Annotated in this window: 27 protein-coding genes; 9 read left to right on the top strand and 18 right to left on the bottom strand. The window is 73.4% G+C overall.

All coding sequences use genetic code 11. The features are described 5' to 3' along the window. Positions 1 to 252: 252 nt before the first annotated feature. The gene (locus tag LG395_RS19260; protein ID WP_171150485.1) at positions 253 to 1221 is read right to left on the bottom strand and encodes an aldo/keto reductase; all 969 of its coding nucleotides are present in this window, start codon (positions 1219 to 1221) and stop codon (positions 253 to 255) included. A 139-nt stretch (positions 1222 to 1360) separates the two neighbouring features. Between LG395_RS19260 and LG395_RS19255 the strand changes: the two genes are divergently transcribed. After that, on the top strand, positions 1361 to 2215 hold the full coding sequence (locus LG395_RS19255; protein WP_225810609.1) for an endo alpha-1,4 polygalactosaminidase: 855 nt from the start codon (positions 1361 to 1363) through the stop codon (positions 2213 to 2215). 66 nt (positions 2216 to 2281) lie between these two features. On the opposite strand, the gene LG395_RS19250 is transcribed toward LG395_RS19255, so the two are convergent. The 3 genes from LG395_RS19250 to LG395_RS19240 form a co-directional block, all read right to left on the bottom strand. Beyond that, positions 2282 to 2482: a ferredoxin gene (locus LG395_RS19250; RefSeq protein ID WP_014676634.1), complete on the bottom strand. Its 201-nt coding sequence runs from the start codon at positions 2480 to 2482 to the stop codon at positions 2282 to 2284. Positions 2483 to 2494: 12 nt separating this feature from the next. Next, positions 2495 to 3724, bottom strand: coding sequence for a cytochrome P450 (locus LG395_RS19245; protein WP_171150487.1), 1230 nt, complete (start codon positions 3722 to 3724; stop codon positions 2495 to 2497). Positions 3725 to 3924: 200 nt separating this feature from the next. After that, the gene (locus LG395_RS19240) at positions 3925 to 4383 is read right to left on the bottom strand and encodes a nuclear transport factor 2 family protein (RefSeq protein WP_171150488.1); all 459 of its coding nucleotides are present in this window, start codon (positions 4381 to 4383) and stop codon (positions 3925 to 3927) included. A gap of 233 nt (positions 4384 to 4616) precedes the next feature. Here LG395_RS19240 and LG395_RS19235 point away from each other — a divergent pair, with 233 nt between their 5' ends. Then, positions 4617 to 5066 carry a nitroreductase family deazaflavin-dependent oxidoreductase gene (locus LG395_RS19235; protein ID WP_171150489.1) on the top strand — a complete coding sequence of 150 codons (450 nt, stop codon included), beginning with the start codon at positions 4617 to 4619 and terminating at the stop codon, positions 5064 to 5066. A gap of 79 nt (positions 5067 to 5145) precedes the next feature. On the opposite strand, the gene LG395_RS19230 is transcribed toward LG395_RS19235, so the two are convergent. Beyond that, entirely contained in the window at positions 5146 to 6072 is a 927-nt protein-coding gene (locus LG395_RS19230; protein WP_225810652.1) for a cation diffusion facilitator family transporter, read from the bottom strand. A gap of 515 nt (positions 6073 to 6587) precedes the next feature. Here LG395_RS19230 and LG395_RS19225 point away from each other — a divergent pair. Continuing rightward, positions 6588 to 7604, top strand: a complete 1017-nt coding sequence (locus LG395_RS19225) for a glutathione S-transferase family protein (protein WP_225810608.1) — start codon at positions 6588 to 6590, stop codon at positions 7602 to 7604. Positions 7605 to 7632: 28 nt separating this feature from the next. Further along, positions 7633 to 7935, top strand: a complete 303-nt coding sequence (locus LG395_RS19220) for a DUF4235 domain-containing protein (RefSeq protein ID WP_225810607.1) — start codon at positions 7633 to 7635, stop codon at positions 7933 to 7935. A 108-nt stretch (positions 7936 to 8043) separates the two neighbouring features. Here the strand turns inward: LG395_RS19220 and LG395_RS19215 are convergent, their stop codons facing one another. The 4 genes from LG395_RS19215 to LG395_RS19200 form a co-directional block, all read right to left on the bottom strand. Continuing rightward, the gene (locus tag LG395_RS19215) at positions 8044 to 8436 is read right to left on the bottom strand and encodes a VOC family protein (protein WP_171150492.1); all 393 of its coding nucleotides are present in this window, start codon (positions 8434 to 8436) and stop codon (positions 8044 to 8046) included. A 52-nt stretch (positions 8437 to 8488) separates the two neighbouring features. Continuing rightward, entirely contained in the window at positions 8489 to 8953 is a 465-nt protein-coding gene (locus tag LG395_RS19210) for a pyridoxamine 5'-phosphate oxidase family protein (RefSeq protein ID WP_225810606.1), read from the bottom strand. A gap of 126 nt (positions 8954 to 9079) precedes the next feature. Beyond that, a complete protein-coding gene (locus LG395_RS19205; protein WP_171159509.1) occupies positions 9080 to 9934 on the bottom strand; it encodes a hypothetical protein in 855 nt (284 codons plus the stop codon). Between the two features lie 60 nt (positions 9935 to 9994). Beyond that, positions 9995 to 10951: a GlxA family transcriptional regulator gene (locus tag LG395_RS19200; RefSeq protein ID WP_171150494.1), complete on the bottom strand. Its 957-nt coding sequence runs from the start codon at positions 10949 to 10951 to the stop codon at positions 9995 to 9997. A 71-nt stretch (positions 10952 to 11022) separates the two neighbouring features. On the opposite strand from LG395_RS19200, the gene LG395_RS19195 reads away from it, so the two are divergent. The 3 genes from LG395_RS19195 (at position 11023) to LG395_RS19185 (ending at position 13250) form a co-directional block, all read left to right on the top strand. Beyond that, complete coding sequence (locus tag LG395_RS19195) at positions 11023 to 11973, top strand: NADP-dependent oxidoreductase (protein ID WP_171150495.1); 951 nt, start codon at positions 11023 to 11025, stop codon at positions 11971 to 11973. Between the two features lie 127 nt (positions 11974 to 12100). Next, entirely contained in the window at positions 12101 to 12481 is a 381-nt protein-coding gene (locus LG395_RS19190) for an anti-sigma factor antagonist (RefSeq protein WP_225810605.1), read from the top strand. 118 nt (positions 12482 to 12599) lie between these two features. Further along, entirely contained in the window at positions 12600 to 13250 is a 651-nt protein-coding gene (locus LG395_RS19185) for a DUF4230 domain-containing protein (RefSeq protein ID WP_171150496.1), read from the top strand. Here LG395_RS19185 and LG395_RS19180 read toward each other — a convergent pair whose 3' ends face one another. The 6 genes from LG395_RS19180 to LG395_RS19155 form a co-directional block, all read right to left on the bottom strand. Next, on the bottom strand, positions 13251 to 15020 hold the full coding sequence (locus LG395_RS19180; RefSeq protein WP_225810604.1) for a complex I subunit 5 family protein: 1770 nt from the start codon (positions 15018 to 15020) through the stop codon (positions 13251 to 13253). Further along, positions 15020 to 15367, bottom strand: coding sequence for a sodium:proton antiporter (locus LG395_RS19175; protein ID WP_225810603.1), 348 nt, complete (start codon positions 15365 to 15367; stop codon positions 15020 to 15022). The genes LG395_RS19180 and LG395_RS19175 overlap by 1 nt, the downstream gene beginning before the upstream one ends. Then, positions 15367 to 16113 (bottom strand): MnhB domain-containing protein, encoded by a 747-nt coding sequence (locus LG395_RS19170; protein WP_171150499.1) that lies wholly within the window; start codon positions 16111 to 16113, stop codon positions 15367 to 15369. The genes LG395_RS19175 and LG395_RS19170 overlap by 1 nt, the downstream gene beginning before the upstream one ends. Beyond that, the gene (locus LG395_RS19165) at positions 16110 to 16370 is read right to left on the bottom strand and encodes a Na(+)/H(+) antiporter subunit B (RefSeq protein WP_225810602.1); all 261 of its coding nucleotides are present in this window, start codon (positions 16368 to 16370) and stop codon (positions 16110 to 16112) included. Before LG395_RS19165 ends, LG395_RS19170 begins: the two co-directional genes overlap by 4 nt. Before the next feature lie 81 nt (positions 16371 to 16451). Then, positions 16452 to 16904, bottom strand: a complete 453-nt coding sequence (locus tag LG395_RS19160; protein ID WP_225810601.1) for an MrpF/PhaF family protein — start codon at positions 16902 to 16904, stop codon at positions 16452 to 16454. Further along, positions 16901 to 17095, bottom strand: coding sequence for a hypothetical protein (locus tag LG395_RS19155; RefSeq protein ID WP_225810600.1), 195 nt, complete (start codon positions 17093 to 17095; stop codon positions 16901 to 16903). Before LG395_RS19155 ends, LG395_RS19160 begins: the two co-directional genes overlap by 4 nt. A gap of 230 nt (positions 17096 to 17325) precedes the next feature. Between LG395_RS19155 and LG395_RS19150 the strand changes: the two genes are divergently transcribed. Together LG395_RS19150 and LG395_RS19145 are read left to right on the top strand one after the other, a co-directional pair. After that, on the top strand, positions 17326 to 17994 hold the full coding sequence (locus tag LG395_RS19150; protein ID WP_171150503.1) for a VanZ family protein: 669 nt from the start codon (positions 17326 to 17328) through the stop codon (positions 17992 to 17994). A 134-nt stretch (positions 17995 to 18128) separates the two neighbouring features. Further along, positions 18129 to 19361 carry a glycoside hydrolase family 16 protein gene (locus LG395_RS19145; RefSeq protein ID WP_171150504.1) on the top strand — a complete coding sequence of 411 codons (1233 nt, stop codon included), beginning with the start codon at positions 18129 to 18131 and terminating at the stop codon, positions 19359 to 19361. Positions 19362 to 19379: 18 nt separating this feature from the next. On the opposite strand, the gene LG395_RS19140 is transcribed toward LG395_RS19145, so the two are convergent. From LG395_RS19140 to LG395_RS19130, 3 genes are read right to left on the bottom strand one after another with little or no spacing between them, the layout of a single operon-like run. Beyond that, complete coding sequence (locus LG395_RS19140) at positions 19380 to 19625, bottom strand: hypothetical protein (protein ID WP_171150505.1); 246 nt, start codon at positions 19623 to 19625, stop codon at positions 19380 to 19382. Between the two features lie 35 nt (positions 19626 to 19660). Continuing rightward, on the bottom strand, positions 19661 to 20686 hold the full coding sequence (locus tag LG395_RS19135) for a DNA topoisomerase IB (RefSeq protein WP_225810599.1): 1026 nt from the start codon (positions 20684 to 20686) through the stop codon (positions 19661 to 19663). Positions 20687 to 20726: 40 nt separating this feature from the next. Continuing rightward, positions 20727 to 21530: an SDR family oxidoreductase gene (locus LG395_RS19130; RefSeq protein ID WP_225810598.1), complete on the bottom strand. Its 804-nt coding sequence runs from the start codon at positions 21528 to 21530 to the stop codon at positions 20727 to 20729. Between the last annotated feature and the right edge of the window lie 16 nt (positions 21531 to 21546).

Genomic DNA, 21546 nt, shown 5'->3' with positions numbered 1-21546 from the left:
TTCCCACCCCCCTTTTCCTCTGTTGACATTTCGTCAAGGGCAGCCATTTCCGCCCTTTACCGCCGGGCACCCGCCCGATATGCCCCCCGCGAGCACCTGCCGCCGCCCGGGCCGGCGCCGCGGCGCCGGGGGTTCTCGCACCGGCTGACGTGCTGTTCCCCGACGGCGGCGTGGCGCACGGCTCGGGGCCCAGCCGGAGCGCCGGCGGTCCGTGCGGCACGGAGTCCGCGCCGCACGGACCGCACGGACCGGTCAGTGGCCGCTGATCTCGTGCGGCGTGTACGGCCGCTCCAGCTCCTCGATCTCCTTCTCGCTGAGCTCGAGTTCGACGGCGGCCACCGCGTCCTCGATGTGGTGCGGCTTGGCCGCGCCGACGATGGGTGCCGCCACGGTGTCCTGGTGCAGCAGCCAGGCGAGGGCCACTTGGGCGCGCGGCACGCCCCGTTCGCCGGCGATCCGGGTCACGGCCTCGACGATCGCGTGGTCGCTCTCCAGGTAGAGCCGGCTGCCGAAGTCGTCGTTGGCGCTGCGCTCGGTCACCGCGCCCCAGTCACGGGTGAGCCGGCCACGGGCGAGCGGGCTCCACGGCAGCACGCCGACGCCCTGGTCGGCGCAGAGGGGCAGCATCTCCCGCTCTTCCTCGCGGTAGAGCAGGTTGTAGTGGTTCTGCATGGACACGAACTTGGTCCAGCCGTGCCGCTCGGCGGTGTACTGCGCCTTGGAGAACTCCCACGCGTACATCGAACTCGCGCCGATGTAGCGGACCTTGCCCGCCTTCACCAGGTCGTGCAGCGCCTCCATCGTCTCCTCGACGGGGGTCGTGTGGTCGTAGCGGTGGATCTGGTACAGGTCGACGTAGTCGGTGCCGAGGCGGCGCAGGCTGTGGTCGATCTCGCTCATGATCGCCTTGCGGGACAGGCCGGCCCCGTTGGGACCCGGCCGCGTCCGGCCGTGCACCTTGGTGGCGAGCACGATCTCGTCGCGGTGGGCGAAGTCCCGCAGGGCCTTGCCGACGATCTCCTCGCTGGTGCCGTCGGAGTAGACGTTCGCGGTGTCGAAGAAGTTGACGCCCGCCTCCAGCGCCTGCCGGATCAGCGGGCGGGACGCCTCCTCGTCGAGGGTCCACTCGTGCGTGCCCCGGTCCGGCACTCCGTAGGTCATGCAGCCCAGACAGATCCGCGAGACGTCCAGGCCGGTGGAACCGAGCTTCACGTACTGCATCGTTGCTGCTCCTGCCTTCGGGACGATGGTCACGGCCGAGCCTACGACGTGCGGCCGGGGCCGACTTGACGTCCGCGGCGCGCGGGCGATGTGATCTTCGTACGTCCGCGCCGCCCGGCGTGGGCAGGACGGAGCGGATGTGCCCCCGACACGTGTTCACGGCGCCACGGGTGCGCGCACGGCCCTGGGCGCCCTGGCGGCGGCCCTGGCCGTCGCGGTGACGGCGCTGTCCGGGTGCGCCACCGACGGGCACCGGGAGGGGGACGGGGTGCCCCGCGGCACCACGCTCCGGCTGCCCCCGCGGCACGCCGGGTTCGACTACCAGATCGGCGGTGCCTATCCCCCGCCCGCGGGCGTGCGGATCGTCAGCCGCGACCGGTCGGACTCCCCCGCACCGGGCCTGTACAACATCTGCTACGTCAACGCCTTCCAGGCCCAGCCCGCCGAGCGTTCCTCCTGGCCGGCCGGTCTGCTGCTGCGCGACGCGCGGGGCCGGACCGTCGTCGACGAGGACTGGGACGAGCCGCTGCTCGACATCGGCACCCCGGCCAAGCGGGAGCAGGTGGCGCGGCGGGTGAACCGCTGGATCGACGGCTGCGCGGACAAGGGCTTCGACGCCGTCGAGCCCGACAACTACGACAGCTACACCCGCTCCCGCGGGCTGCTCACCGCGTCCGACGCGACGGCCTTCATGCGCCTGCTGTCCCGGCACGCGCACACCCGGCGGCTGGCCGTCGGGCAGAAGAACACCGCGGAGCTGGCCGGGCGGCGCGCGCGGGCCGGCCTGGACTTCGCGGTGACGGAGGAGTGCGGGCAGTACGACGAGTGCGAGGTGTACGCGAAGGCGTTCGACGACCGGGTGGTGGACATCGAGTACACCGACGCCGGCCTGCGCGCGGCCCGCGCCCGCTGGGGCGACCGGCTCAGCATCGTCCGCCGGGACCGGGACGTGTCCGTGCCGGGCAGCGCCGGGTACGTCCGCGAGACGGGCTAGGTTTGCCGTCCGGAGGGTGGTCGTCCGGCGGTACGGCGGTCCGGGCGCCGTACCGCCGGGCGGCCGTCAGCCGGTGCTGTCCCGGACGGTGATCGCGCTGACCGGGCAGGCGCGGGCCGCCGCCCGGACCATGGGGTCGCCCCCGCCGTCCTCGTGTCCGGGCACGAGTGTGCTGTAGCCGTCGTCGTCCTGGGTGAAGACGCCCGGCGCGGCCAGCGCGCACTGCCCGGCGCCGATACAGACGTCCTTGTCGATGTCGATGTGCATGAGAAGAGCCTCTTACCAGGTCACGGGGAGTTCCAGCATTCCTTGGATCGTGTCGCCGGGTTTGAAGGGGATGTCCTGTGCCGGCGCGGCCAGCCGCAGCTCCGGCAGCCGGGTGAAGAGGCTGCCGAGGGCGATCTCCAGTTCCGCGCGGGCGAGGTTCTGGCCCAGGCACTGGTGGATGCCGAAACCGAAGGCGACGTGGTGGCGGTCGCAGCGGTGGAAGTCCAGGGCGTCGGGGTCGTCGTACACGGACGTGTCGCGGTTGATCACGGAGGTCCCGAAGAGCACGCCGTCACCGGCCCGGATCGTGGTGCCGGCGATCTCGATGTCCTCCAGCGCCACCCGCTGGAGCCCCTCCGCGATGGACAGCATCCGCATCAGCTCCTCCACGACGGCGGGCAGCAGCGCCGGGTCGGCGCGCAGCTCGGCCAGCCGGCCGGGGTGCCGGAGCAGGGTGTACGTGCCGAGGGAGATCATGTTGGCGGTGGTCTCGTGGCCGGCGACCAGCAGGATCATGGCCAGCGACACGACGTCGGCGCGGTCCAGCTCCCCCGTGCGCAGCCGGTCGTGGACCAGCTCGTCGAGGATGCCGTCGCCGGGCTCGGCCTCCCCCGCCTTGGCGTCGATCAGTCCGCCGAGGTAGTCCTCCAGCCGGTTGCGGGCCTGAACCGTCTCGGCGGCGGTCGGACCGCGCAGCAGCCGGCGGGACTGCTCCTCGAAGAACTCGTGGTCGGCGTACGGCACGCCGAGCAGGCCGCAGATCACCATCGACGGCACGGGCAGCGCGAAGGCGGAGACCAGCTCGGCGGGCGGCCCCTGGGCGATCATCGCGTCCAGCAGTTCGTCCACGATCCGCTGGATCCAGGGGCGCAGCGCCGCCGCGCGTTTGACGGTGAACGACGGGATCAGCATCCGCCGCTGCCGGTGGTGCTCGGGGTCGTCCACTCCGAGCAGGGCCACCTTGCGGTCGCGTCCTGCCTCGAAGCGCGGCGTGGGCACGGGGAAGCCGGGGCGGCGGCGCTCGCTGGACAGGCGGGGGTCGGCGAGCAGGGCGCGGGCGGTGGAGTACCCGGTGACCAGCCAGACCTCGCGGCCGTCGTAGAGGGTGACACGGGACAGGGGGCGCCCGTCGCGCATCGGGCCGTAGCCGGTGGGCGGATGGTAGGGGCAGGTGCGGTCCTGGGGGAAAGCGACGGGGGCGGGCGGGGCAGCCGGGCCGGTGATGTCCGTCAGTTCCGTCATGGAAAGACCTCGCAGACGAAGAGGTGCGTCGTGCCGATCTTCATTAGATGCCCCAGGCACCTATGGGTCGACGCCAAGTTCGGCCACATGGGTGACCTTCGTCATCTGGCCGAAGTACCCGGGGTCCGACCGGCGGAAACCGGCCACGGGCGCGCGCCGCACGGGGACCGCGGCCGGGGGCCGCCCCTCGTCGCGCCGGGTCACGGCACCCGGACGTCCCGCTCCCCGGGGGCGAAGGCACGGGCGACGGCGAGGCTGTCCTCGTACACGTGGTGCCGTACGACCAGGCCCCCGCGGACGGTGAGGCGCAGGGCGAACCGGGCGGCGTAGGCGCGTCCGGTCGGGGCGGCGGTCTGCCGGATGACACCGAGCACGACCGCGTCCTCGCCGTCGGCCAGGACGTGCTCGACGCTGGTGCCGGCCTGTCCGGGCACGTGGTGGGCGGCCAGCTCCCGGTAGTGGGCGGCGGCGTCGGCGCGGGTGGCGCGGTGCCGGATCCACGGGGTGTCGGCGCGGCCGTGCTCCTCCTCCGGCCAGTCCAGCCGCCAGTCGCAGCCCTCCGCGTACAGCTCGGCGATCCGCTCCGGATCGCCCTGGCCGATCCTGTGGAGCAGTTCCCGGACGACGGCTCGGGTCGCGGCGGTGCGGTCGGCGGACATGGGTGGTTCCCTCCCGGGGTGGGCAGTGATCGGGACGCGGACCACTGTGCCGCGCGCGGCGGGGCGGCGCGATGACCCCGGAGGTAATCACCGCGGCCCAGCGGGTGATCACCGGGAGCAGACGGCGGTCACCCCGTCGGCGCAGTCGGCGCGCGGTACGGATGATTCGCGGCGTCACCGGCGTTGTCCCGGTGGCAGGCAGCCGTTTGGACCGACGAAGGGAACACGATCCCATGCCTCTTGAGGGCGAGTACGAGCCCAGCCCGACGCAGTGGGTGCGCGAACAGGTCGAGTTGTACGAGAGCTCGGGCGGGACGAAGGGGACGACGCTGCTCGACACCGGGTTGCCGGTGATCGTGCTGACCACGCGGGGCGCGAAGAGCGGGAAGATCCGCAAGACGCCGTTGATGCGGGTGGAGCACGAGGGCCGGTACGCGGCGGTCGCCTCCCTCGGCGGCGCGCCCAAGCATCCGGTCTGGTACTTCAACGTGAAGTCCGACCCACACGTCGAGTTGCAGGACGGACCGGTGAAGCGGGACATGCGGGCCCGCGAGGTCACCGGGGCCGAGAAGGCCGAGTGGTGGGAGCGTGCGGTGGCCGCGTTCCCGGCGTACGCCGACTACCAGACGAAGACGTCCCGCGAGATCCCGGTCTTCGTGCTGGAGCCGCTCGACGAGAGCTGATTCAGGCCGGGCACCCCCCGGTTCCAGAAAAATCTGTTCCGGGGAGGTGTGAACCGGCCTCCGGACGGGCACTCGTGCGTCAGGCCCCGCCGCGTTCCCCCGTCGCGGCGGGGCTCTGTCGTGCCTCGCCCGCCGGCCGGTCGGTCACGTCGAGGAAGATCTGGTCGGCCTCGGGGAACGTCCGGGCGATGGACCGCTTGATGCGTACGGCGACCTCCTCGACGCGTTCGCTGTCCAGGCCCGGCGCCAGGTCGACGCGGGCGGCGACCAGCATGGAGTCGAGGCCCATCTTCATCGTGAACAGCGCCTCCACACTGTCGATCTCCGGCTGCGCCCGCAGCTGCGCGCGGATCCTGCCGCTCAGCTCCGGGTCGGCGGCCTCCCCGATCAGCTGGGCCCGGGCGTCGCGGCCGAGCCGGTAGGCGACGTAGACGAGGAGCAGGCCGATCGCCAGCGAGGCGGACGCCTCCCAGACGACCTGCCCGGTCACCATGTGCAGGGCCATGCCGATCAAGGCGAGGGTCACGCCGAGCACCGCGGTGCCGTCCTCGGCCACCACCGTGCGCAGCGCGGGGTCGCGCAGCGCGCTCAGGCCGCCGCCCTGTCTGCGCACCTGCTGCAGGGCCCGCAGCAGCGAGACGCCCTCGGCGAGCAGGGCGACGCCCAGCACGATCAGACCCGCCACATAGCCGCTGAACTTCTCCTCGGCGCCGTTGCGCAGCGCCTCGACGCCCTGGAAGACGGAGAAGCAGCCGCCCATGACGAAGATGCCGACGGCGGCGAGCAGCGACCAGAAGAAGCGCTCCTTGCCGTAGCCGAAGGGGTGCCGGGCGTCGGCGGGGCGGCGGCTGCGGCGCAGGGCGGCCAGCAGGAAGACCTCGTTGAGGCTGTCGGCGACCGAGTGCGCGGCCTCCGACAGCAGCGCGGGCGAGCCGGCGAGGACGCCGCCCACCGCCTTGGCGACGGCGATCACCAGATTGGCAGCGAGCGCCACGAGGACGGTGATCTTGGTGTGCCGGTCGCTCTTGGCATCGTCCCGACCGCCAAAGTCGCCGTCGGCGCGGGCGCGTGCGGCGTCCGGTTCGCCGTCCTCGGCGTGTGCCGCCTCCGCCTCCGGCTGCGACGGCTGGGCCGGCGACGCCGCCCGGTCGGTGGCACGTTCCGTGGCGTGCGCCGGTGCCGACGCGCCGTTCGCGGCCTCTGCCCGCGCCGGGGTGCCGTCTTCCGGCGCCTCAGCCCGTGCCGGGGTGCCGTCCGTGGCGGGTTCCCGTCGCGGCGCGCCGTCCGGGGCATGCGCTCGCGCCGGTACGCCGTCCGAAGCCCGCGCCCGTGCCGGGGTGCCGTCCGGGGTGCCGGACGGGCGTGTTCCGTTGCTCTCGGCCGTTCGTGCGGCCGGCTCGTGTTCCGAGGATGTCCCGCTCATCTCTCGCCGGTTGCCCGCGACCGGGCCGCTCACACCGTGCCGGCCGGGCGAAACGGGGAACGCGGTGGCCAGGACCACCCGTTCGGCGAGGAGGAGACATGAGCGGCGACGGCAACCGCGCCTATGGACACCGGACCTTCAGCCGGTCCAGGAGCCACTTCCAGGACCGGATCACCGCCGACGGCCGGGACGGCTGGCCGGTCGAGGCGGGCCGCTACCGGCTGGTGGTCTCCCGCGCCTGCCCCTGGGCGAGCCGCGCGGTGATCTCGCGCCGGCTGCTGGGTCTGGAGGACGCGCTCTCGATGGCGGTCACCGATCCGGTGCAGGACGACCGCAGCTGGCGGTTCACCCTGGACCCGGACGGCCGTGACCCGGTGCTGGGCATCCGGTTCCTCAGCGAGGCCTACGACAAGCGCGAGACCGGCTACCCCGGCGGGGTGAGCGTGCCCGCCCTCGTGGACGTCCCCAGCGGGCGGCTGGTCACCAACGACTACCAGCGGATCACCCTGGACCTGGCCACCGAGTGGACGGCCCTGCACCGCGCCGGCGCGCCGGACCTGTACCCGGCGGGCCGGCGCGACGAGATCGACGAGGTGATGGCCGAGGTCTACGAGGACGTGAACAACGGGGTGTACCGGGCCGGGTTCGCCACTCACCAGAAGGAGTACGAGGAGGCGTGCACGGCGGTGTTCCGGCGGCTGGAACTGCTCGGCGAGCGGCTGTCCGGGCAGCGGTATCTGGTCGGTGACACCCTCACGGAAGCGGACATCCGGCTGTTCACCACGCTGGTCCGGTTCGACGCGGTCTACCACGGCCACTTCAAGTGCAACCGGTGGAAACTGTTGGAGCACCCGGTGCTGTGGGCGTACGCCAGGGACCTGTTCCAGACGCCGGGGTTCGGTGACACCGTGGACTTCGACCACATCAAGCGGCACTACTACCAGGTGCACACCGGTATCAACCCGACGGGCATCGTGCCGCTCGGCCCGGACCTCGGCGGCTGGCTGAGCCCGCACGGCCGCGCCGAGCTGGGCGGCCGGCCGTTCGGTGACGGTACGCCGCCGGGTCCGGTGCCCCCGGGCGAACGGGTGGCCCCGCTAGGACGGCCCGCATGAGGGCCGAATGACGAGGAAGTAGTCACACATGGCCAAGAACAAGAAGAAGAAGCTCCCTCTCGTCTATCAGCCGGTGGGATTCGTGCTCAGCTGGGCGGGCGGCGCGCTGGCCGGCATGGCCTTCCGCAAGGCGTGGATGGCGATCCGGCACGAGGAGGACGCCCCCGACGCGCTGGACCCGGACCGCGGCTGGGGCGAGATCCTGCTGGCCGCCGCGGTCCAGGGCGCCATCTTCGCGGTGGTGCGCAGCGCCGTGGACCGCACCGGCGCGAAGGCCATCGCCCGGACGACAGGCGTGTGGCCGGCGGCCGACAAGGGTGGCCGGGACTGACCGGACCGGTTGCCCCCTGACCCGGCGTCGCGGCGGACCACCGCCGCGGCGCCGGTGTGCGCCCCGCCCCGGCACCACAGCGGCCGGTCCGCCCCGCCTCGCCTCGGGTCAGCCCTGCTTCGGTGCCGTCGGCGGCAGCAGGCGCAGGGTGAAGGAGTGGCCGGCCGGGTCGGAGTAGCCCCGTTCCTCGTACGGGCCCGCCGCGTCCCTCGTCTCGATCGGCCGGCCGCCGAGTCCCACCACGCGGCGCTCGGCCTCGTCCAAGTCCTCGACGAGGAAGTCGAGATGGGCCTGGAGGGAGTTCTCCGGGCGCGGCCAGCTGGGCGGGGTCGCGTTGACGTCGCGCCGGAAGGCCAGCCGCACGCCGTCGGCGCCCCTGATCTCCACGAGGTTGGCGGACGCGCTGACCCGCTCCCCCTCCAGCAACTCACGGTAGAACTCGGCGAGTTTCTCGGGCTCGGCGCAGTCCAGCACGACGACGCCCGCTTTCACCAGTGTCATGGGTCCTCCCGGGAAGTGTCCTCTTCCCAGCGGATATCCCCGGCCCCCGGATTCAGTCGGCGGGCAGCCACTGTCCGTCGCGCATCAACTCCCGCCCGCGCAGCTCGTTCTCCTCGCGCCAGGCCTGGATCCGCTCCGGAAAGACCCTGAAGTACAGGTAGCGGGCGGCCAGCCGGCGCGGGTCGAACCCGGTCTTCCCGGCGAAGACCTCGGCGTCCTCCTCGGGGAGGTCCTCGGGTGTCACCGCGCGGACGTCGCCGTCGACCAGGACGACGTCCCGGGTGGGGCCGATGCCGAGGCGGGCGCGGCCGGTGGCAACGAGGTTGCGGCCGGTGGGGCTGTCCGCCGGGGTGGCGATCAGCAGACAGCTGCCGTCCCACACGAACGACAGCGGCACGAGGTACGGCGCTCCGCCGTCGGGGCCGGCGGTGGCGACCCACGCGTCGACGTCGTGGTCCAGCCGGTGCAGGGTGTCCTTCTTGCGCTGTCCGGCGGTGCGGGCGGGGGGCGGGGTCATGGCGTACGGCCTCCTCTGGGTGATCGTCCCGATCAGTGTGGCCGTGGGCCCCGGTCCCGGCACGGAGTCGCCCGAGGCGTGTCCGGGCGGGCCGGAGCGGGCCGGCGAGCCGGACGTTACGCCCGGTCAGTCGCACCCCACGCCCTGCTTCACCCGCGGCCACGCCTCGACCCCGTGGTCCGTGCGGACGTACGCCGTGTCCTTGTCCGCCGTCAGCCACAGCCGCCGGTCACGGAGGTGGTACCCGGTGTCCCGGGCGTCGGCGGGCATGCGGACCCGCGCGCGGTAGGGCGCCCGGAGCAGTCCGTCCCGGCCCAGCACGCCCTCGGGGTCGCGTGCGTAGGTCCGGCCGTCCAGGGCGAGGAAGTCGGCGGACTGCCAGCCGCAGTGCTCCGGGCCCGACGAGCCGTGCAGCCGGGACACCGGCACCCTCCGGCCCGCGCGGTCGCTCCAGATCTGCCAGTCCGTGGTGGCCGTGAAGCTCTCGGGGAGTTCGGCCGGGTCGCAGGAGGCGTACGTCTCCGGGCCCCAGCCGGGCCGGCCCGGCTGGTCCTCGGCCACCACGACCGCCACCTTGGTGCGGCCGTCCACGTCGTAGGAGTACAGGACCCGGTCCGCCGCCTGGCGTTCCACGCGGTATCCGTGGTCGGGTACTTCGGGCTGGACCATGCGGAAGTACAGGGCCAGCCCCTCTTCCGGGGTGTCCCCGCCGTCGGACCCGCTCCAGCCGTCGGGTCCGGCGCCGTCGAAGATCTGCCCGTCGCACTCCAGCGCCCGGCCGGCCGCCCCGGAGGCCAGGCGCAGCGCCCGGGGTGTGCTCTCGTCGAGTTCCCTGGTGGGGACGGAGAGCGGACCGCTGTAGGGGGTCGCAGGCGGGGTGCCCCGCACCACCAGGCCGGGCCGGGGCCCGTCGTCACACCCCGCCACCACCCCCGCCGTCACGGCCGTCAGTACCGCCGTCGCCACCAGCCCTGTACGCATCGCCACCCCTGTCCTCCCGTGCTCTGTGCGGTCCTTCGACGCCGGAGCCGGGCGGAACGTTCAGCGGGCCCGCTGGAAGGTCCGCCGGTAGGCCTGCGGGGACACCCCGATCGCCGCGTGCAGGTGCTGGCGCAGCGAGGCGCCGGTGGCGAAGCCCACCTCGGCGGCGATCCGGTCGACCGGCAGGTCGCTGGCCTCCAGCAGGTGCCGGGCGCGGGCCACCCGCTGCTGGATCAGCCAGCGGCCGGGGCTGAGGCCGACCTCGTCGCCGAAGCGGCGGGCGAAGGTGCGCAGGCTCATCCGGGCGTGCCCGGCGAGGTCGGCCAGGGTGAGCGGCTGGTCCAGCCGTTCCAGCGCCCAGGCGCGGGTCGCGGCCGTGCCGGCGGCACTGCTCTCGGGGACCGGCTGCTCGATGTACTGGGCCTGACCGCCGTCCCGGAACGGGGGCACGACACAGCGGCGGGCGACGGCGTTCGCCAGTTCGCTGCCGTGGTCGGTGCGGACGATGTGCAGGCAGACGTCGACGCCGGAGGCCGCGCCGGCGGAGGTGAGGATGCGGCCGTCGTCGACGAAGAGGACGTCCGGGTCGAGGTCCACCTGGGGGTAGCGGCGGCGGAACGGGTCGGTCACCTGCCAGTGGGTGGTCGCCCGGCGGCCGTCGAGCAGTCCGGCCTCGGCGAGCACGAAGGCGGCCGTGCAGATGGAGACGATCCGGGCGTCCGGGCGGATCCGGTCGAGCGCGGCGGTGACCTCCGCCGGCAGCTCGGTGGGGATGTGGGAGGGCGCCATGGAGGCGACGACCACCGTGCCGGCCGTCTCCAGCACCTCGGGGCCGTGGGCGACACCGATGGTGAAGTCGGCGTTGGTGCGCACCGGGCGGCCGTCGACCGAGCAGGTGAGCACCTCGTAGTGGCCGTCGGCGGCGCCGAAGATGCGGCTGGGGATGCCCAGCTCGAAGGGGTAGACGCCGTCGAGGGCCAGGACGACCACGCGTTCGGGAGTCGGTGTGCCACGCATGGCACGATCCTATCGAAGGTTGGCATTCATGCCATTTCCCGGCCGTGCGGACTTCGGCAGGCTGGGTGACCATGAGCGATGTGAACACGATGCGAGCCATCAGCCAGGACGTCCTCGGCGGTCCCGGGGTGCTGAGGGAAGTGCGGGTCGAGCGGCCGAAGCCGCGCCCGAACGAGGTGCTGGTCCGGGTGCGGGCCGCCGGGGTGAACCCCACCGACTGGAAGCACCGGGCCACCGGCGGGTTCCTGGGCCGGCCCCCGTTCGTCCTCGGCTGGGACGTCTCCGGCGAGGTCGCGGAGACGGGCATCGGCGTGGCCGCGTTCCGGCCCGGCGACGAGGTCTTCGGCATGGTGCCGTACCCCTTCGGCCACGGCACGCACGCCGAGTACGTCACGGTCCCGGCGCGGGCGCTGGTGCACAAGCCGGCCTCCCTCGACCATGTGCAGGCGGGCGCGCTGCCGCTGGTGTCCCTGACCGCCTGGCAGGCGCTGACCGAGCACACGGACGTCGGGCCGGGGCAGCGGGTGCTGGTCCACGCGGCGGCCGGCGGGGTGGGCCATGTGGCCGTGCAGATCGCCAAGGCACGCGGGGCCTACGTGATCGGGACGGCGAGCGCGGGCAAGCACGGCTTCCTGCGCGAGATCGGTGTGGACGAGCCGGTCGACTACCACACGACGGACGTCACGGAGGCGGTGCGGGACGTCGACGTCGTCCTGGACACCCTCGGCGGTGAGACCTCCGTGCGCTCGCTGCGGGTGCTGCGGCCGGGCGGGGCCGTGGTGTCGATCGTGCCGATGGGGTCCGCGGAGTTCCACGAGGAGGCCGAGCGGCTCGGGGTGCGGGCGGTGCGGATGCTGGTCGACGCCGACCGGGCCGGGATGCGGGCGGTCGCGGAGCTGGCGGAGTCGGGCCGGCTGAAGGCGACGATCGCCGGGACGTTCCCGCTGGCCGACGCGGCGAAGGCGCACGAGCTGGGCGAGACCGGGCGGACGACGGGGAAGCTGGTGCTGCTGGTGGACTGAGCGCGGCGCGCCGACACGCCGCAAACTCGAAGACATATGTCAATCGAACATGCTCAAATTCCTTCCATCGAGGGTAACTTGACGATCGGGAAACGACGTCCGGGCGCGGGTGGGAGGTGGTGGCGAGGTGCGACACGAACCCGTGCCTCTCCCCCGGCAACTGGGCATGTACGCGTATCGCGGACACACGGTGCTGGAGTTCCGCGGTGAGATCGACATCGTCTCGGCGACGGAGATCGGCCCGTTCGTCGACCGGGCCACCGACCGGCCCGGGGCCCGGGTCGTGATCGACCTGCGGCCCGTGGAGTTCTTCGACTGCTCGGGGCTGCGGCTGCTGTACCGGGCGCGCGCCCGGGTGCTGGAGCGCGGCGGGCGGCTGCACCTCGTGTGCACGCATCCGCTGACGCTGCGCGTGTTCCGGGTCACCGGTCTGACCCGGCTGCTGCCCGCGCACCCGAGCCTGGACGCGGCCCTGGCCCGCTCCGGGGCCGCGTCCGGCTCGCTGTGACAGCGGCCGCCGCGCGGCGCTGACCGCCCCGCCTACGTCATGCGTGGGATTCGGCCGACGCGCCGGTCTGCTCGGGCGGTTGGCGGGCATGCGGTCAACAGGAAGGAGGACCGTCGCGATGACGACTTCCGTGAGACGCCTGCCGGGATGGGCCAAGGCAGTGGCGGCGCTCGTGCTGGTGCTCGCCGTACTGTTCGCCGGCATCCGGCTGGCCGTACTGCCCGGCATCAAGGACCTGTTCGGCACCGAGACCCATGACCGCTCCGGCCCGGCTCTGCTCAAGTCCATCCAGGACATGAGCCGTTACGACGCCGCGTCGGGCAACTTCCAGGTCGTCGTGGACCTGGACAAGGACGCGAAGTTCCTGCCCGACGCGATCCGCGGCACCCGCACCCTGTACGTCGGCGCGGGCACCGTGGACGCCTACGTCGACCTGGGCCGGGTCGGCGAGAAGGACGTGACGGTCGACGACGACCGTACGTCCGCCACCATCCGGCTGCCGCACGCGCGGCTCGGCAAACCGGCCCTCGACCCCGACCACTCCTACGCCGTGTCCAAACAGCGCGGGCTGCTGGACCGGCTCGGTGACCTGTTCTCCGACAACCCCAACAGCGAGCAGGCCGTGCAGAAGCTCGCCGTCCGGCACATCGGGGACGCCGCGCGCTCCAGCGGGCTGACCGCCCGGGCCGAGCGCAATACCACCGGTATGCTCCAGGGCCTGTTGCACTCCCTCGGCTTCACGGAGGTGCGCGTCACGTACGGGACCTGATCAGGAGCCAAGGATCCCCGGCAGGGCCAGCGCCCCCAGCAGGGTCGCGCCCACCAGCAGCCAGGCCACGTAGTCGCCGACGTGCCCGGACTGCAGGCGCCTGAGCGGTGTGGCCCAGCCGGGCGCGGCCACCCAGCCCAGCCGGGTGACGGCGAGGCCGGCCAGGGCCGCGGCCAGCACGGTGGAGGCCACGCCCAGCAGGACGCCGGGCAGGGTCCAGTGCGCCGGGGCGTGGACGCCGCCCGAGCCGGCCTCGTCGACGGAGCGGGCGACCAGGGCGCCGAAGCCGGGGATCACCCCGACGGCGAGGGCGGCGGCGAGCAGCACGGCGGGCACGGTGGTCATGGTGTCCGGGATCCGGCGCAGCGGGCCGGACGTCTCGGGTTCCTCCCCGGAGCCGCTCGTCTCGTACTCGGCGTCCTCGGGGCGCGGTCCGAGGCCCAGGAAGACGCGGGCGGTGACCCGCAGGACCGCGCCGGCGGTGATCGCGGAGGCGGCCACGTACACCACGGTGAGCGGGCCGCCGACCGCCTCCTCGGTGAGCGACTTGCCCAGGGCCGTACCGAACGGCGGCAGGCCGGCCAGGCCGAGGGCGCCGACGGCGAACATCACGGCGGTGGCGCGCAGTTGCCCCTGGGCCCGGCCGTGCAGCGCGTGCTCGTCGACGCTGCCGAACCGGTCCAGCAGGACGCCCGCGCAGGCGAACAGCGCGGCCTTCACGCCGGCGTGGCCGAGGAGGTACAGGGCGATCCCGGCGTCGCCCTCGGGGGTGAGGACGCCCAGGCCGACGAGGAACAGGCCGGTGTGGGCGACGGTGGAGCAGGCCAGGAGCCGTTTGATGTGCCGCTGGTACCAGCACATGACGGCGCCGGTCACGGCCGTGAGGATGCCGAGCGCGACCAGGGCGCGGGTCAGGTCGGCGGCGGGGATGCCGCCGGGTCCGGCGAAGACGGTGCCGTACACCCGCCACGCGCCGTAGGCGCCGAGCTCCACCATGACGCCGGACAGGAGCATGCAGACCGGGGTGGGGGCGACGGCGTGCGCGTCCGGGAGCCAGAAGTGGAACGGCACGGCCGCGGCCTTCACGAGCAGCCCGGTCAGCACCAGCACGAAGGAGGCGAGGACCAGCGCGTCCGGACCGTCCTGCCCGGCGGCGACGTCGAGCCCGTGGCCGATCTTCGCCATGGCCAGTTCGCCGGTGCGGGCGTACAGCAGGGCGATACCCGTCAGCATCGCGTACGCGCCGAGGGAGTTGACGATCCCGAAGGCCAGGGCGCCCTGTACCGCCTTGGCCTCGTCGATGCGGTAGCCGGTCAGGGCGTAGGCGACCACGCTCATCAGCTCGAAGAACACGAACGCGTTGAACAGGTCGCCGGCGACGGCGAAGCCGCACATCGCGCCCTGGAAGACCAGCATCAGCGCGGTGAAGGAGCCGGTGCGGTCGCGCGGGGGCTCGTCGAAGTAGCGCCAGGAGTAGGCGAGCGCGGCCAGGGTGAGCAGGGAGGCCAGCGCCGCCATGCCGAGCGCCGGGCCGTCCCCGACCACGACAATGCCGACGCTCTCGCCGGCGACGGGCAGCCAGCCGCCGGCCCACTCGGTCATCGGCGGCGACGAGTTCAGCAGCAGCACGAGCGCGAGGGCGGCCGTACCGCCGGAGAAGACGAATCCGGTGATCTCGGCGGCGATCCGGGGCAGATGGCGGCCCGTGGCCACGAGCAGGGCGGCGCCGAACAGCGGGACCGCGACGAGCAGCGGGATCAGGTGGTGCATCAGCCGCGCAGCTCCCGCAGTTCGTCGGGGTCGACCGTGCCGTGCCGTTTGGCGATCTGCAGGACGAGGGCGAGCAGCAGCGCGGTGACGGTGGCTCCGACGACGATGTCGGTGAGGGTGAGGGCTTGCACCACCGGGTCGACCACCGGCCGGGAGCCGGGCTTCAGGTCGGAGAAGACGGGCGCGGTGGCGCCGTCGCGGTAGCCGACCGCGAGCAGCAGGACGTAGGTGGCGGACTGGCAGACCGCGAGGCAGCCGACGGCGTGGATGAGGTTCCGGCTGGTGGCGAGGCCGTAGCAGCCCGTCAGGAAGAGGTAGGCGCCGACCAGGTACGGCAGGACGTGCATCACGGTGTTCCCCTCCCGGGCTCTTCCTCGATCTCGACGGCCTGGTCGAGGAAGTGGGCGAGCAGGACGACGACCGCGCTCGCCACCTCCATGCCGACGGCCGCGTTCAGCAGGGGGACGGCACCACCGGACGACAGCGTGTTGAACGTGCCGTACGGCAGCAGGGTGTTGGCCAGGAACGCGGTGCCGGCGAGGACTCCCGCGGCGCCGAGCGCGAGGTAGGAGGAGACGGCGAGCGCGTCGGTGGTCTCGTAGACGCCGAGCGGGCGGACGCGTTCCAGCGCGTGGTAGTCGGCGCCGAGGTAGAGCAGGTGCAGGGCGGTCGCGGCGACGACCCCGCCCTGGAAGCCGCCGCCGGGACTGAGCTGGCCGTGGGCGATGACGTACAGGCCGGTGACCAGGGCGACGGGCAGCACGAGCAGGGCGTAGCGGCGGACCGGACGGGCCACATCGGTGGGTTCGGGGCGTGCCCGGTGCTCGTCGCGGGCCTCGCGCAGCAGCACCACGCAGCCGAGGACGGCGGCGAACAGGATGCTCATCTCGCCGAGGGTGTCGTAGGCGCGCTGGTCGAAGTTGACGGAGGCGATGGTGTTGGCGGTGTGCCGGGAAAGGGAGGCGTGGACGGCGCGGTCGCCGTACGGGTGGCGGGACCCGCCGAAGCCGGGCAGTTCGAGGCAGGCGGCGGCGAGCAGGGCGGCCAGGCCGGCGCCGCCGACGGCCAGCAGCCACAGCCGCAGCCGGCTCACTCGGTTCCCTCCTCGGAGCGGGCCCGGCGTCTGACCTTGCGCACGGACAGCATGATCAGCAGCGGGGTGAGGACGGAGCCGACGGCGAGCTGGGACAGGCCGACGTCCGGCGCCTGGAACACGGTGAACAGCGCGGCCAGCAGCACGCCGAGGAAGGACAGCACGAGCGCCTGGCGGGCGGGGTCGCGCTGGGCAACGGTCGCGGTGGCGGAACCGGCCACGAGCAGCAGGACGACGACGGTCAGGGCGTCGGACACACGGCACCCGCCTTCGCCGTCCGGACCGGCGTGCGCCCGTCGCGCGGCGTGTGCCGGCCACCGGCCGCACCCGGCGTCCCGTCAGCCACCCCGCACCCCCCGGAATCCGCCCGCCAGGGCGCGGGAGGCGACCAGGTTGCCGCTGATCAGCAGGGCGCCGATCACCAGGAGCTTCACCGTCGCCCGGCCCGGGGAGCCGGCCACGCACAGGGCGAGCACGACCGCCGCGCCCAGGCCCGCCGCCGTCCACGTCAGCGCCCACGCGCTCGGCTGTTGACCGGCCAGGTCGTCGCCGAGCAGCCGGGCGAAGACGAGCGTGCCGACCGGACCGAGCAGGGCCAGCAGCAGGGCGAGGTCGACGTAGGAGGGGCGGCCGTAGCCCTGGGCGAGGAGCAGCAGGGCGGGGCAGACGGCGGACGTGGTCATGTTCTGGGCGATGACCCGGCGGGCCGGCGGGCCGGTGGCCACGCCCCACAGGGCGGCCGCGCCTCCCCCGCCCAGCTCGATCGTCGCCGCGAGGATCCAGCCGTTCACCGCCACGTCACCGCCCGCCGCCCGGCCCGGGCGAGGACCGCGCCCACGGCGGCGCAGCTCGCGCCGACGATCCGTTCCAGGGTGTCGACCGTGCTGATCAGCACCAGCCACAGCAGGGCGAGCACCACCCACCAGGCGAGGAGTTCACCGGCGGCGAGGAGGACCGCGCGGGGCGCCGCACGACGGGTCATGCAGCACCTCCTCGGACCGCTCCGCTCTGATATGCGGCGATGTGTCCGGAGTGCCGCTGGGGGCATCCAAGCACCACCGGAGCCGGGCGGGAGCGGCGGCACGCGGGCCCGCGCCCGGAGTGCCCCGCAGGCGTGAACCGAAACCGCGCCAGGGCCGGGCGGCGGGCATCCCGGGCCGAGGTGCGGGTAACCGAGGTTCACGACGCGGAAGTTCACGAGTGGAGGACCACATGGCCCGTACCGTGCAGCGCCTGCCGGGCATCCTGCGCGCCCCCCGGAAACAGCAGCCGGCCGAGGAGGGCCGCCCTGCCCGGGAACAGCGGCCGGCCGACGACGTCCGCCCCTCCTCCGCCCGGCGGTGGTGGCCGGCCGGGCGGCCGCGTGCCGGATCCGCACCCGACCCGCGGCCGGCCGCCGAGGGCCGGCCCCGGCACGTGTGGCCGCTGCCCGTCCGGCTGCTGGCGATCCTCATCGCCTTCGCGTGCATGGTCGCGTTCGCCGTCGCCCTGGCCCGCATCACGCTCCAGCCGTCGCCCGCGTCGGTGCCGCTGACGCACAGCAACCTGCACCCGGGCCGCTCGCTCAGGGCCTATCTGGAGAACGCGTCGATGCGGGACGCGCTCCGCCAGCTCGGCGGCAACGTGCTGCTCGGTGTGCCGTTCGGGGTGCTGGTGCCGGTCCTCGCGCCGCGCGCCCGGGGGGTGCTCCAGGTGCTCGCGCTGACGGCCCTGGTGATGCTGATGGTGGAGCTGGTGCAGGGGGCGCTGGTCACCGGGCGGGCCTTCGACATCGACGACGTCATCCTCAACACCACCGGGGCGCTGCTGGGTTGGCTGCTGCTGGGGCGGCGGCTCGGCCGGGGTGTGCACCGGCGGGTGCACGAACCGTCCGCCGGCTGAGCGTCGGCGGCGGGCGGGTGCGGGGCGGCTGGCGGGTCGTCAGGGGCAGGTCTGTACCAGAGTATTGACGTGCCCTTATCTCACTCCTTAAATCAAGAGGCGCACCGCTCACACCCCCACATGAACGGAGAGCCATGGCCTCCCCACGCCTGCTCCGCAGATGTCTCCTCGCCGCCCTGTCCGCCGCGCTGATCGGCTCGGCCGCCGTCGGCCCGGCCCAGGCCGGCACCGCCGCCCCCACGGCCGCGGCCGTCACCACCTTCTCCGACTCCTTCGACGGGCCCGCGGGCGCCGCGGTCGACTCCTCGAAGTGGACCCTGGAGACCGGCGACAACGTCAACAACCACGAGCGGCAGTACTACACCTCGGGCACGAAGAACGCGGCCCTGGACGGCCAGGGCCACCTGGTGATCACGGCCCGCAAGGAGAACCCGGCCGGCTACCAGTGCTGGTACGGCAGCTGCCAGTACACCTCGGCCCGGCTGAACACCGCCGGGAAGTTCAACGCCCAGTACGGCCATGTGGAGGCGCGGATGAAGATCCCGCGCGGCCAGGGCATGTGGCCCGCGTTCTGGATGCTCGGCACGCCGGTCAACTGGCCGGACTCCGGCGAGATCGACGTGATGGAGAACGTCGGCTTTGAACCGTCGACCGTGCACGGCACCATCCACGGCCCCGGCTACTCCGGCTCGGGCGGCATAGGCGCCCCCTACTCGCTGCCGAACGGGCAGGCCTTCGCGGACGCCTTCCACACCTTCGCCGTCGACTGGGCGCCCGACTCGATCACCTGGTCGGTGGACGGCAACGTCTACCAGCGGCGCACCCCGGCCGACCTGGGCGGGAAGACCTGGGTGTTCAACAAGCCGTTCTTCCTGATCCTGAACCTCGCGGTCGGCGGCTACTGGCCGGGCGACCCCGACGGCTCCACCCAGTTCCCGCAGACGCTGGTGGTGGACTCGGTGTCGGTGACGACGAGCGACAGCGCCGCCGGCGTGCCGATCCGCGGCCTGGCGGGCAAGTGCGTGGACGTGGCCGGCGCGAACCCCGCGAACGGCACCCCGGTCCAGCTCTACGACTGCAACGGCTCGGCCGCCCAGACGTGGACCGTGGGCTCGGACGGCACGCTCCGCGCGCTCGGCAAGTGCCTGGACGTCAGCGGCGGCGGCACCGCCGACGGCACGCCCGTCCAGCTGTGGGACTGCAACGGCAGCGCCGCCCAGAAGTGGGCACTGCCCGCGGCCCGCGACATCGTCAACCCGCAGGCGAACAAGTGCCTGGACGTGACCGGGAACAACTCCGCCAACGGGACCCGGCTGCAGATCTGGACCTGCACGGGCGCCGCCAACCAGAAGTGGACGGTCGGCTGAGCCTGCCCCTCGGGCAGGTCAGTGCAGCGTCCAGGTGTACTTGTCGCCGCCCACCCAGCGGACCGCGTCCGGGTCGTCCAGGTCGTGGATGGGGATGCCGTAGGCGGCGGCCGTCTCCAGCACGTCCGTGATGGTCCTGGCCTCACCGACCACCTCACCGTCGATCTCCATGATCCGGAAAGGCGGTTCGCCGTGCCGGCCCGGGCACACACCGAGGACGAGGATCCGCGGGCGGGAGATGTAGGGGGCTGCTTGTTCGGTCATGCAATCGAGGGTAGAACGCAACCCGCTCCGACGGGTCATCCGGCGGAGCCGTCCAGAAGACCGAGCACGGCCGCCTCGACGGCCCCCTGCGTGGCCGGACGCCCGAACTCCCCGTGTTCGCCCAGCCGGGTGAGCGCGGGGGCGACGGTCACGCCCTGCTCGAACAGCTCGAAGACCTTCGGGTCGATGTACGACGCCCGGCACACCGCGGGCGTGTTGCCCAGGTAGTGGCTGACCTCGCGCACCGCCCGGGCGATCTGCCGGCGCCGGGCGGCCTCGGTCGCCCGGGCGCCCCGCGCGGTCACGGAGACCGCCACGGCGGCCAGCACGGTGGCGTGCCAGGTGCGGAAGTCCTTGGCGGTGACGTCGGTGCCGGACAGCCGGCGCAGGGCCTCGTTGAGGTCGTCGCCGTGCAGGTCGTGCCAGGCGCCGCGGTCCCAGTAGACGAGGAAGCGGTCGCCGCCGCGCGGGCGGCGCAGCAGGGACCGGGCGACCGCGTGCACCTGGTCGTCGACCAGGGCGCGGAGCATCTCGGTACCGCCCTTGGCCGGGTAGCCGAAGGTGATCTCGCCGCGTGCGCAGCTGACGTGCTCGCGGAGCATGGTCGTCAGGCCGTAGGTCTCGCTGGTGCGGGTGTGCCGGTCGCTGCCGATGCGGAAGAAGCCGAGGTCGAGCAGGCGGACCGCGCAGGCGGTGACCCGGGCCCGGCTCAGCCCGCGCCCGGCCAGGTCCCGCTCCACCCTGGCGCGCAGCTCGGGCAGGGCCCGCGCCACCTGCCGCACGTGCTCGTGCTTGGCCTTGTCCTGCTCGGCCCGGAACCGCTCGTGGTACAGGTACTGGCGGCGCCCGGCGTCGTCGGTGCCGACGGCCTGGAGGTGGCCGTTGGGCCACGGGCATATCCACACGTCGCGCCAGGCCGGGGGGATGGTCAGGGCCCGGATGCGGGCGAGTTGCCCGGAGTCGGTCAGGGGCTCGCCTGCGCTGTCGAGATAGCGGAAGCCCCGGCCGCAGCGGACGCGCCGGTACCCGGGGCCGTCGGACGAACTGGTACGCAGCCTCACCGCGTTCTCCCCCCGCTCTCCTCGCGTCGTCCCCGCCTCCTCAGGGCCGCCGCCAGTCGTCGCTGGTCAGGTGGGAACCGGCCTGCGGGCCCATGCGCAGCATGCCGCCGTCGACGCTCCACGAGGCGCCGGTGACGTAGGAGGCGTCCGGGCTCGTGAGGAAGGCGATCACGGCGGCGACCTCGCGGGCGTCGCCGGGCCGGCCGAGCGGCACGCCGGGACGGCGCTCGGTGCGCACGTCGGTGTCCTCCTGGCCGGTCATCGGGGTGGCGATCTCCCCCGGCGCGACCGCGTTCACGGTGATGCCGTACTCGGCCAGCTCCAGGGCCATGACCTGGGTGAGCAGGCCGAGCCCGCCCTTGGCCGCGCAGTACGGGGCCGCGCCCACCCGGGGCTGGTGCTCGTGCACGGAGGTGACGTTCACGATCCGGCCACCGTCGCCCTGCCGGATCATCCGCCGCGCGGCCCGCTGCCCGAGCAGGAAGGGGCCGACCAGGTCGACGTCCAGGACCTGGCGCACGTCCGTGAGCGTCAGGTCGAGGTAGGGGGTCATCGTGCCGGTACCGGCGTTGTTGACGAGCACGTCGATCCGGCCCAGCTCCTCGCACAGCTCGTCCACGGCGTCGGCGGCCTCGGGCAGCCGGGTCAGGTCCAGCCGGCTCACGGCGGCGCGGCGGCCGTGCGCGCGGACCTCCTGTGCCGTCCGCTCGGCGCCCTTCTCGTCCGTGTGCCAGGTGATGCCGACGTCCAGGCCGGCCTCGGCCAGCCGTACGGCGGTGGCCCGGCCGATGCCGCTGTCTGCGCCGGTCACCACGGCCGTGCGCTGCGCATCCGGTACGGACATGACGAACCTCCTCACG

This window comes from Streptomyces spinosus (genome assembly GCF_020400655.1).
Lineage (GTDB): Bacteria > Actinomycetota > Actinomycetes > Streptomycetales > Streptomycetaceae > Streptomyces > Streptomyces argyrophylli.
This window is presented reverse-complemented; position numbering and strand designations above follow the sequence as displayed.

What these genes read in the sequence shown, in the direction of transcription:
- LG395_RS19145 (WP_171150504.1), top strand. Translation starts at nt 18,129, where the DNA reads ATGGCCTCCCCACGCCTGCTCCGCAGATGTCTCCTCGCCGCCCTGTCC.
- LG395_RS19180 (WP_225810604.1), bottom strand. Translation starts at nt 15,020, where the DNA reads ATGCACCACCTGATCCCGCTGCTCGTCGCGGTCCCGCTGTTCGGCGCC.
- LG395_RS19260 (WP_171150485.1), bottom strand. Translation starts at nt 1,221, where the DNA reads ATGCAGTACGTGAAGCTCGGTTCCACCGGCCTGGACGTCTCGCGGATC.
- LG395_RS19220 (WP_225810607.1), top strand. Translation starts at nt 7,633, where the DNA reads ATGGCCAAGAACAAGAAGAAGAAGCTCCCTCTCGTCTATCAGCCGGTG.
- LG395_RS19200 (WP_171150494.1), bottom strand. Translation starts at nt 10,951, where the DNA reads ATGCGTGGCACACCGACTCCCGAACGCGTGGTCGTCCTGGCCCTCGAC.
- LG395_RS19235 (WP_171150489.1), top strand. Translation starts at nt 4,617, where the DNA reads ATGCCTCTTGAGGGCGAGTACGAGCCCAGCCCGACGCAGTGGGTGCGC.
- LG395_RS19210 (WP_225810606.1), bottom strand. Translation starts at nt 8,953, where the DNA reads ATGACCCCGCCCCCCGCCCGCACCGCCGGACAGCGCAAGAAGGACACC.
- LG395_RS19185 (WP_171150496.1), top strand. Translation starts at nt 12,600, where the DNA reads ATGACGACTTCCGTGAGACGCCTGCCGGGATGGGCCAAGGCAGTGGCG.
- LG395_RS19130 (WP_225810598.1), bottom strand. Translation starts at nt 21,530, where the DNA reads ATGTCCGTACCGGATGCGCAGCGCACGGCCGTGGTGACCGGCGCAGAC.
- LG395_RS19215 (WP_171150492.1), bottom strand. Translation starts at nt 8,436, where the DNA reads ATGACACTGGTGAAAGCGGGCGTCGTCGTGCTGGACTGCGCCGAGCCC.
- LG395_RS19250 (WP_014676634.1), bottom strand. Translation starts at nt 2,482, where the DNA reads ATGCACATCGACATCGACAAGGACGTCTGTATCGGCGCCGGGCAGTGC.
- LG395_RS19205 (WP_171159509.1), bottom strand. Translation starts at nt 9,934, where the DNA reads ATGCGTACAGGGCTGGTGGCGACGGCGGTACTGACGGCCGTGACGGCG.
- LG395_RS19245 (WP_171150487.1), bottom strand. Translation starts at nt 3,724, where the DNA reads ATGACGGAACTGACGGACATCACCGGCCCGGCTGCCCCGCCCGCCCCC.
- LG395_RS19175 (WP_225810603.1), bottom strand. Translation starts at nt 15,367, where the DNA reads ATGCACGTCCTGCCGTACCTGGTCGGCGCCTACCTCTTCCTGACGGGC.
- LG395_RS19240 (WP_171150488.1), bottom strand. Translation starts at nt 4,383, where the DNA reads ATGTCCGCCGACCGCACCGCCGCGACCCGAGCCGTCGTCCGGGAACTG.
- LG395_RS19140 (WP_171150505.1), bottom strand. Translation starts at nt 19,625, where the DNA reads ATGACCGAACAAGCAGCCCCCTACATCTCCCGCCCGCGGATCCTCGTC.
- LG395_RS19225 (WP_225810608.1), top strand. Translation starts at nt 6,588, where the DNA reads ATGAGCGGCGACGGCAACCGCGCCTATGGACACCGGACCTTCAGCCGG.
- LG395_RS19150 (WP_171150503.1), top strand. Translation starts at nt 17,326, where the DNA reads ATGGCCCGTACCGTGCAGCGCCTGCCGGGCATCCTGCGCGCCCCCCGG.
- LG395_RS19195 (WP_171150495.1), top strand. Translation starts at nt 11,023, where the DNA reads ATGAGCGATGTGAACACGATGCGAGCCATCAGCCAGGACGTCCTCGGC.
- LG395_RS19155 (WP_225810600.1), bottom strand. Translation starts at nt 17,095, where the DNA reads ATGACCCGTCGTGCGGCGCCCCGCGCGGTCCTCCTCGCCGCCGGTGAA.